9 protein-coding genes are annotated in these 10,000 nt (G+C 32.8%); 8 read left to right on the top strand and 1 reads right to left on the bottom strand.

Features of this window, described 5'->3' with window-relative positions:
* From LDL23_RS07700 to LDL23_RS07670, 7 genes are all read left to right on the top strand, one after another.
* The coding region (locus LDL23_RS07700) for a topoisomerase C-terminal repeat-containing protein (protein WP_291265179.1) at window positions 1-472 on the top strand (472 nt) is incomplete at its 5' end.
* A 3-nt stretch (window positions 473-475) separates the two neighbouring features.
* Window positions 476-1,624 carry a formimidoylglutamase gene (locus LDL23_RS07695; RefSeq protein WP_291265178.1) on the top strand — a complete coding sequence of 383 codons (1,149 nt, stop codon included), beginning with the start codon at window positions 476-478 and terminating at the stop codon, window positions 1,622-1,624.
* 155 nt (window positions 1,625-1,779) lie between these two features.
* On the top strand, window positions 1,780-3,144 hold the full coding sequence (gene gldK / locus LDL23_RS07690) for a gliding motility lipoprotein GldK (protein WP_291265177.1): 1,365 nt from the start codon (window positions 1,780-1,782) through the stop codon (window positions 3,142-3,144).
* Window positions 3,145-3,197: 53 nt separating this feature from the next.
* Window positions 3,198-3,830, top strand: coding sequence for a gliding motility protein GldL (gene gldL / locus LDL23_RS07685; protein WP_291265176.1), 633 nt, complete (start codon window positions 3,198-3,200; stop codon window positions 3,828-3,830).
* A 51-nt stretch (window positions 3,831-3,881) separates the two neighbouring features.
* Window positions 3,882-5,414: a gliding motility protein GldM gene (gldM, locus tag LDL23_RS07680; RefSeq protein ID WP_291265175.1), complete on the top strand. Its 1,533-nt coding sequence runs from the start codon at window positions 3,882-3,884 to the stop codon at window positions 5,412-5,414.
* Window positions 5,415-5,463: 49 nt separating this feature from the next.
* Window positions 5,464-6,384 carry a gliding motility protein GldN gene (gene gldN, locus LDL23_RS07675; RefSeq protein WP_026724179.1) on the top strand — a complete coding sequence of 307 codons (921 nt, stop codon included), beginning with the start codon at window positions 5,464-5,466 and terminating at the stop codon, window positions 6,382-6,384.
* A gap of 65 nt (window positions 6,385-6,449) precedes the next feature.
* Complete coding sequence (locus tag LDL23_RS07670; protein WP_291265174.1) at window positions 6,450-7,502, top strand: FAD-binding oxidoreductase; 1,053 nt, start codon at window positions 6,450-6,452, stop codon at window positions 7,500-7,502.
* Between the two features lie 18 nt (window positions 7,503-7,520).
* On the opposite strand, the gene LDL23_RS07665 is transcribed toward LDL23_RS07670, so the two are convergent.
* Window positions 7,521-7,934 carry a DUF983 domain-containing protein gene (locus LDL23_RS07665; protein ID WP_035692565.1) on the bottom strand — a complete coding sequence of 138 codons (414 nt, stop codon included), beginning with the start codon at window positions 7,932-7,934 and terminating at the stop codon, window positions 7,521-7,523.
* 67 nt (window positions 7,935-8,001) lie between these two features.
* Between LDL23_RS07665 and LDL23_RS07660 the strand changes: the two genes are divergently transcribed.
* Complete coding sequence (locus LDL23_RS07660; protein WP_291265173.1) at window positions 8,002-9,924, top strand: ABC-F family ATP-binding cassette domain-containing protein; 1,923 nt, start codon at window positions 8,002-8,004, stop codon at window positions 9,922-9,924.
* Window positions 9,925-10,000 lie beyond the last annotated feature (76 nt).

The following is a 10,000-nucleotide window of genomic DNA, read 5'->3' as shown; positions in this document are numbered from 1 at the left end:
AAAAGGAGTAGATCCAATGGATGTTACTATGGAAACGGCTCAAGGTTTGATTGATGAGAAAGTACAAGCGGATGCGCCAATTGGAACTTATGATGGATTACCAATTCAAAAAGGAGTGGGGCGTTTTGGACCTTTCATCAAATGGAATGGAATGTTTATCAATGTCAATAAGAAATACAACTTCGATAATTTATCTCAGTCAGATTTGAATGAGTTAATCGAAGAAAAACAACAAAAGGATATTGATAAAGTACTTCACGATTGGAAAGAGGAAGGAATCAAAGTGGAAAAAGCACGTTGGGGTCGTTCTGTGATTACAAAAGGTAAAATCAAAATTGAATTGAGTAAAGATGTTGATGCAAGTAAATTGACGTTGGCTCAAGTTCAAGAAATGATTGAAAAGAAAACACCAGCTAAAAAGACAGCGACAAAAAAAGCACCAGCTAAGAAAACAACCGCTAAAAAGAAATAAGCAATGGTTTTTGATTTTTTACAACCTATTTCAACTTCTGTAGAAGAATACATTGCAACATTATCCAATCAAACATTGGGAAAAAAAGTGGTGTTTCATACCCAAACCGATTTTCCGGTTTTGGACAATGTTGCTATAGCTATAATCACGGTTAATGAATTTAGAGGAAGTGAAAAAGACAATGATGATTTTTCTTTTGACTACTTTAGAAAGCAATTTTACAGTCTTTTTCCTGGAAATTGGAATGCTTCAATTGTAGATTTAGGAACTATAGAAGCAGGAGCAAGCATTGAAGATACCTATTTTGTTGTAAAAAGTTTAGTAGCTGAGTTGATTAAAAAAAGAATTATACCAGTTGTTATAGGAGGAAGTCAAGATTTAACTTATTCGATGTATCGCGGTTATGATAATTTAGATCAAATGGTAAATTTGGTTTCCGTAGACAATCAATTTGATTTTTCTAAGGAGAATAAATTGGATTCGGAGTCTTATTTGTCGAAAATTATCGTAGAAGAACCTAATAATCTATTTAATTTCAGTAATTTAGGTTTTCAAACCTATTTTAATTCGCAAGAAGAAATCGATTTAATCGAGAAATTATACTTTGAAGCCTATCGTTTAGGTGAAGTTTCAAATAATATTGTGGTGGCAGAACCCGTTTTTAGAGATGCTGATTTAGTAAGTGTTGATATGCATTCCGTTCAATCTTCCTATTCTGGAAATTTTGATGTTTTTAATCCTAATGGTTTCACTGGAAAGGAAATTTGTGCATTATCTCGTTACGCTGGAATTAGCGATAAAGTAACTTCTTTTGGGATTTTTAATTTTAATCCAAATGGAAATGAAGTTGTTTTGACCGCTCAAATGTTGTGGTATTTTATAGAAGGATTTTGTTTCCGTTCAAATGAGTATCCATTTGGCACAAAAGAGAACTATATAAAGTATATTGTGCCTATAGAAGAGGAAGAATTAATCTTTTACAAGAGCAATAAAACCGCAAGATGGTGGATAGAAATACCGTTTTTAACAAATGTTAACAATAAATTAAAAAGAAATACGTTATTACCTTGCACACATGAAGATTATTTAGCAGCTTGCGAGCAAGAAATTCCAGAGAGATGGTGGAAAGCACAAAGGAGGAATATTTTGTAAAAGGCGTTATTTTCAAAGTGTTAAAGCATTGTTAAAACAGGTGTAATGCTAAAATTCAATATTTTTTGCACGTTTTTTAAAAAAATGTTGTTTTTTTCAAAATTATTGAATAGGTTTACGCCCTTAAATAGAAATTACATTTAACCCAAGTTTATATGAAGAAGTTTGTTGCATTTTCAGCAATTTTGTCATTATTTATCAGTTGTGGTAAAGGCGATAAAGGAGAATTAGTAGGAGTTAAAGGGAGAAAATGGCATCCCGAGAAACCTTACGGAATGACGTTAGTCCCTGGTGGAGCTTTTATTATGGGTAAAGCCGATGATGATTTAGCTAACATTCAAGACGCACCTACTAAGACAGTTACGGTTCGTTCATTCTATATGGATGAAACGGAAATTACAAATAGCGAGTATCGTAAGTTTGTTGAATGGGTAAAAGATTCAACAATCAGAACGCGATTGGCTATTCTTGCAGATGAGCAAGGAAAAAAACAAGGAGATGGTATTGGGAATTATGCTTTTGCAGATGTAGATCCTGAGAGAATGACTCCTTATGATAAATACATGTATGAGAACTACTATAGTGTAGGTACTGATGATGATATCTATGCAGGTAGAAAATTAAATAGTAAAATTAAACTTATCAAAGAACCATCTAAATATCCAGATGAGTTTTATGTTGAGGTAATGGATTCAATGTATTTACCTGAATCTGAGTCTTATAATGGGTTAAAGACAATTGATGCTTCTAAGCTAAAATTCAAGTATAACCAAGTTGATTTAAACAAGGCTGTTAAGAAAAAAGGACGTAAAAACTTTTATGAAGATGCGCCACCTATTGAAATCTACCCTGATACAACAGTTTGGATAAAAGATTTCGCTTACTCATACAATGAGCCAATGCATAATGATTATTTTTGGCATCAAGCTTATGGAGAATATCCAGTTGTAGGTGTTTCTTGGAATCAAGCTAAAGCATTTTGTGCTTGGAGAACAATGTATAAAAATGCTTATATTAAAAAGAAAAAAGGAAGAGATCAAGTAAACTCATTCCGTTTACCAACAGAGGCTGAGTGGGAATATGCTGCTAGAGGTGGAATTGAAGGTGGAACTTATCCTTGGGGTGGTCCTTATGCTAAAAATGATAGAGGTTGTTTTATGGCTAACTTCAAACCAAATCGTGGAGATTACGCAGCTGATGGTGCTTTGTACACTGTAGAAGCTAAATCTTACGAGCCAAATGATTTCAATTTGTACAACATGGCTGGTAATGTTTCTGAATGGACAGAGTCTTCTTATTATGCTGAAGCTTATGAATTCGTTTCAACAATGAATCCACATGTTGCAGATAAGAAAAATCAAAGAAAAGTGGTTCGTGGTGGTTCTTGGAAAGATGTTGCTTATTTCTTACAAGTTTCTACTCGTGATTATGAGTATGCGGATTCTGCAAGAAGTTATATTGGATTCAGAACTGTACAAGATTATATGGGTACAGCGGCAACTGGAACTAGACCAAAATAGTATTTAACCAATTTTATTATATAATTAACTTAACTAACTAAATTTTATTTATTATGGCAATTTTAAGCAAAAAAGTGATGGGATTCCTTTACGGAATGGGAGCGGCAGTAGTAATCGTTGGAGCATTATTCAAATTAATGCACTGGCCAGGTGCAGGACCAATGCTTGTAATCGGTTTATTAACAGAAGCAGCGATTTTCGCATTATCAGCTTTTGAACCAGTAGAACACGAATTAGATTGGTCTTTAGTTTACCCTGAATTAGCAGGTGGAGAAGCTAAACCAAGAGATAAAAAAGAAAACCCAACTGAAGCTCAAGGTTTATTATCTCAAAAATTAGATAATATGTTAAAAGAAGCTAAAATTGATGGTGAATTAATGGCAAGCTTAGGAAATAGTATCAAAAATTTCGAAGGAGCTGCTAAATCAATTTCTCCAACAGTTGATGCTATGGCAGGACAAAAGAAATATGCTGAAGAAATGTCTACAGCTGCAGCTCAAATGGAAGCTTTAAACAATTTATATAAAATTCAATTAGAAAGTGCTGACAGAAATGCACAAGCTAATAAAGAAATTGCAGAAAATGCTGCTAAATTGAAAGAGCAAATGCAATCGATGACTTCTAATATCGCATCTTTAAATGCAGTTTATGGAGGTATGTTATCTGCTATGAGTAACAGAGGATAATTAGTTTTATCATTAAATATTTTATTAATTAAAAAACTAATTTAAGGAAAAATGGCAGGAGGAAAATTAACCCCTAGACAGAAGATGATTAACCTGATGTACTTGGTTTTCATCGCAATGTTGGCATTGAATATGTCAAAAGAAGTGTTGACTGCTTTTGGTAATTTCAATGACAAATTTACTGAGTCAAATGTATTAACTGAGCAAGCTAATGCAACATTATTAAGTGCTTTAGATACTAAAGCGGCAGATGAGCCAGCAAAATATGCTGTACCTGCAAAACAAGCTAAAGAAGTAGCTAAAATTTCTAAGGATTTTGTTGCTTTTTTAGAAACTGTTAAAGCCGAAGTTACAGAAGGTATTACTCCAGATGAAAAAACTGGTAAATTACCTTTTGAATCTATGGATAAATCAACAATCGATGAAAAATGGTTTCAAGGTGATGGGTATAGCCCTAGAGGAACTGAAATCGTTTCAAAAATTGATAAATATGTTGCTGATATCAAAAAAGTATTAGGAAATGATGTGAAATACATTCCTTTTATTAAAGAAATCGAAAAGAAATTTTCTACTGCTGATATCACTAACCGTGAAAACGTTAAAGTTAAATTTTTAGATTATAAAACTAAAGGATTTCCTGCGGTTTCTACTCTTACATTTTTAACTGCTATGCAAAATGATGTTAAAAATACTGAAGCTGGTGCTTATAATTTATTCTTAGGAAATGCGTTAAAATCTGCTGCTTCTATGAAAAATTTCCAAGCAATTGTGGTTTTAGATAAAAATGCATATTTCGCTGGTGAGCAAGTAACAGGTAAAGTTGTATTGGGTCGTTATGATGCTAATACTGTACCAACATCATTCAAAGGTCCTGGTAAAATTGAAAATGGTCAAGCAGTTATTTCGATGACAGCTGGAGGAATTGGAGAGCAAAATATTGCTGGTGAATTTGGTTTCATGGAAGATGGTAAAGAAATTCCATTAAAATTCGAAGGTAAATATGTTGTTGTTCCTAGACCAAACCAAGCTATTATTTCTGCTGATAAAATGAATGTAGTTTATCGTGGCGTTCCTAATCCAATTTCTATTTCTGTACCTGGTATTGCTTCTAACAAAGTTAATGCTAGTGCTCCTGGAATGTCTAAAGTTGGTGATGGTAAATTCATGTTAAAACCTCAAGCTGGTAGCGAAGTTAAAATTAACGTTAATGCTACAATGCCTGATGGTAAAGCGATGACTAGTTCACAAGTTTTCAGAATCAAAGGTTTACCTGCTCCAACAGGAAAAGTTGGTGGATCTGAGAAAAATAAAGGTCCAAAATCGAACTTAGAAGTTTGTTCTGTTACTGCTGTTATGGAAGATTTCGATTTCCCAGTTACAGTTAACGTAACTCAATTTAACGTTAAAGTTCCTGGTCAACCTACAATTGTAGTAAGTGGTAATAGAATGGATGCTAGAGCTAAATCTGCAATTGCTAAAGCACAAAAAGGTGATGTAGTAGTTATTTCTGAAATCAAAGCTAGTTTTACTGGTATTGATCAGATGGCTAAGAAAGTATCTATTTGTACTTACGAAATACAATAATTTAAATTAATTTGAGTTTATATTTTAAACCAAATAAAAAATGAATAAAATGAATTGGAGAAATAGTATTGCAATTTTAGTATTAGGTTTAAGTGCTACTACTTTTGCTCAGTCAAACTTATTAAATGCTAAGACACCTGATCAAATCGGGAAGAAAACAGAAGCTGAGTTAAGCGCTGATAACGATAAACCTTTACCTTATGGATATGTTCATGATAGAGATATCTTAATGGGAAAACGTATTTGGGAATTTGTTGATCTTGATGAGAGAGTAAACTTTCCTCTTTATTTCCCAGTTGAAGGTGATGTTATGTCTTCACCAGATAGAAGACCTCTTTATAATGTTCTAATTAGTGGAATCAAAGAAGGTAAAATTACGGAAGTTTATGACTCAAGTTATTTTACTACTAAAAAGACACTTAAGGATATTGAATCTTCATTATTCACAGTTGATACTACTGACGTAGGTCGTGAACAAATGAATGAGGATATGGAAGCTTATAGAAAAGGTACGAAGAAAATTGATGAAGAGTTTATCAGAAAAACTGAGATTGAAGCTTATGATGTAAGTGCTTACCGTATTGTTGGATATTGGTATTTCGATAAAAGACAAGGTGAGTTAAAATACAGATTATTAGGTATTTGTCCAGTTGTTCCAGACGTTTTCTCTAAAAAGAATAATGATGCTGAATTAGAATATATTGATTTGTTCTGGGTTTATTTCCCATCAACTAGAGATATTTTGCATGAAGCTAAAGCATTCAACAATAGAAACTCTGCAATGCCATTTTCTTTCGACCATTTATTAAACGCACGTCGTTTTAGTGGAATGATTTATCTAGAAGAAAATGTTTACGGTGATCGTAAGATTGCTGATTACATGAAAGAAAACGCTCAAATGCAATTGTTAGAATCAGATCGTGTTAAAGAAAAGATTCGTGACTTTGAACAAGATATGTGGAATTATTAATAGTATTTCTCCAATTTCATTTAAAAAACTCTTACCATTTGGTAAGAGTTTTTTAATTTTACACCATGATAGATTTTATAATAGTTGGAAATGGTTTAGCTGGAATTTCATTTGCGGAAATTGCTTTACAAAACAATAAGGCAGTTTTTGTTTTTGATAACAATTCGCAACCTTCATCTCGTGTAGCTGGAGGTTTGTACAATCCTGTAGTTTTAAAACGTTTCAGTGAAGTTTGGAAAGCTAAGGAGCAAATTGATTTTGCTTTTCCTTTGTACCATGATATGCAATCCAAGTTGAATGTAGTTTTTGATTTTGAATTGCCAATACTTCGTAAATTATATTCTGCTGAAGAACAAAATAATTGGTTTCAAGCAGCAGATAAACCAAATTTAGCTCCATTTTTAGACGCTAAACTAATTACAAGTTCTTATAATAATATTGCTTCTCCATTTCACTACGGAAAGGTTAATCATACGGGCTATTTAGAAATCTCAACTTTGATTGAAGCCTATACTAAATATTTGCAAGGCTTAAATTGTTTTTCTAATGAAGGTTTTAACTATGATGAAATCGAATTTTTAGAAGACGGAATTCAATATAAAAATATAAAAGCCAAACACATCATTTTTGCTGAAGGTTTTGGATTACATGCCAATCCTTATTTTAATGATTTGCCTTTGGATGGAACCAAAGGTGAATTACTGATCATCAAAGCACCCAATTTAGATTTAGACGTGGTGATAAAATCAAGTGTATTTATACTTCCAATTGGAAATGATTTGTATAAAGTCGGGGCTACTTATGATTGGAAAGATAAAACTAACACTCCAACCGAAGAAGGAAAACAAGAATTAATCGAAAAATTATCCGAATTAATTTCATGCGATTTTGAAATTGTGAAACATTTTGCAGGTGTTCGACCTACAGTTAAAGATAGGAGGCCTTTAGTTGGAACACATCCCACACATTCTCAATTACATGTTTTAAATGGTTTAGGAACTCGCGGTGTAATGCTTGGTCCTTATTTAGCCAATCAATTATTTCAGCATATTGAAAATGATATTCCGTTAGAAAAGGAAATTGATATAATACGATGCTATAAAAAAAACCGAAACTAATTTGTTTCGGTTTTTTATTTATCTAAGTGTGGCTTTCTTTTCGCCCTTGTGTTGTTTCCAATCTTTGTCGTAACTCATGAACAGATTTATCCATATATTTCTAGATAATCTCATAATTACGGGCATAAATACTATTAAAGTAATGATTATTGCGATAAAATTGTTTACTAAATCTTTTTCTCCAACAAAGAAATAGGTGATAATAAATGCAGCTACTCCAAAAGCAATTCCTAGGCCATAACTTACATACATGGCACCATAAAAAAACGACGGTTCTATTTTATATTTGGTTCCACAATGACTACAATTTTCGTGCATTTTGTACACATTTAGAACATTATACGGATTTTTGTCTAAATACATGCTTTCTTCATGGCAAGTTGGACAACTTCCTGTTAAAATACTATTTAATTTGGATCCTTTTTTTAACATTTGCAAAATATTTTACACAAAGGTACAATAACTAACAATTCTATGTGTAACAATTGTAACAATCAATATGCTAAATATACATAATTTATCGGTTTCATTTGGTGGAACCTATCTTTTTGAAGAAGTAACTTTTAGATTAGGTTCTGGTGACAGAGTAGGTCTTGTTGGGAAAAATGGTGCAGGAAAATCAACCATGTTGAAAATGCTTGCGGGTGATTTTAAACCTGACAGTGGAACTATTGCAACAGAAAAAGAAGTGAAAATCGGATTTCTTCGTCAGGATATTGATTTCGTAAAAGGAAGAACGGTTTTAGAGGAAGCGTATATGGCTTTCGAAGAAATTAAACGTGCCGAATTCCGAATTGATGAAATCAATCACCAATTAGTTACTCGTACCGATTATGAAAGTCAGGAATATTCTGATTTGATTGAAGAATTAAGTGATGTTACGCACCATTATGAAGTTCTTGGAGGTTACAATTATGTAGGTGATACCGAAAAAATTCTGTTAGGTTTAGGATTCAAAAGAGAGGATTTCGATAACCAAACCGATACTTTTTCAGGTGGATGGAGAATGCGTATTGAATTGGCAAAACTGTTATTACAATCTAACGATATTTTACTTTTAGATGAGCCAACGAATCATTTGGATATTGAAAGTATCATTTGGTTAGAAGGATTTTTACGAAATTTCCCTGGAGTTGTGGTAATCGTTTCGCACGATAAAATGTTTTTGGACAATGTAACGAATCGAACCATCGAAATTTCATTAGGAAAAGCTTACGATTTTAGTAAACCATATTCGGAATATTTAGTGTTGCGTCAGGAAATTCGCGAAAAGCAATTGGCAACCCAAAAAAATCAAGCCAAAAAAATCGAAGAAACTGAAAAGTTAATCGAGAAATTCCGTGCCAAAGCTTCTAAAGCTTCAATGGCACAATCGTTGATTAAAAAATTAGATAAAGTAGAACGAATTGAAGTCGATGAAGACGATAATTCGGTAATGAATATTTCGTTTCCAGTTTCACAAACGCCAGGGAGAGTTGTGGTAGAAGCGGAACACGTTACCAAAGCGTATGGCGATAAAGTAATCTTAAAAGATATTTCGCTTTTAGTAGAACGTGGAAGTAAAGTAGCATTTGTTGGGCAAAATGGTCAAGGAAAATCGACTTTCATGAAGGCGATTGTGAACGAATTTGAATATGAAGGAACCATCAAACTCGGACATAATGTGCAATTAGGATATTTTGCTCAAAATCAAGCAGAATATTTAGATGGAGAAAAAACATTGTTAGATACAATGTTAGAAGCCGCAACTGATACCAATCGTTCAAAAGTACGTGATATGTTGGGTGCATTTTTATTCCGTGGTGATGAAGTAGAGAAAAAAGTAAAAGTACTTTCGGGAGGCGAGCGAAATCGTTTGGCGCTTTGTAAATTGCTTTTACAGCCGATTAATGTTTTAGTAATGGACGAGCCAACAAATCACTTGGATATTAAGTCTAAAAACGTTTTAAAAGCCGCTTTACAGCAATTTGAAGGAACATTGTTGTTAGTATCTCACGACCGTGATTTCTTGCAAGGAATGTCAAATATTGTATACGAATTCAAAGATCAAAAAATTAGAGAATATTTAGGTGATATCAATTTCTTCTTAGAACAGAAAAACGCTATGAATATGCGTGAAATTGAAAAGAAAGATGTCGTAGTGAATGCACAATCTCAAAATGCGAAAGCTGTAAAAAGCATCTCATACGAAGATCAAAAGAAAGCGAAAGCGCTTCAAAATAAATTAAGTAAAATTGAAAGTCAAATTCAACAATTAGAAAAAGGCATTCAAGCTGATGATAAAGCCTTAGCGTCTAATTATGACAAACATATTGAAGACGCTACTTTTTTTGCAGCTTATGAAAAGAAGAAAAAAGAATTAGAGCAATTATTAGAAGATTGGGAAAACGTTCAATTAGAAATTGAAGAATTAAATAGTTAATTGCAATACAAAATATTATAGCAATTAAGCAACAAGAATAAAATGACTATGATTATGATAATCATGGTCATTTTGT

The sequence above is a fragment of the Flavobacterium sp. genome (assembly GCF_020217025.1).
Taxonomy (GTDB): Bacteria; Bacteroidota; Bacteroidia; order Flavobacteriales; family Flavobacteriaceae; genus Flavobacterium.
The sequence above is the reverse complement of the archived record's forward strand: the minus strand, read 5'-3'. Positions and strand labels throughout refer to the sequence as shown.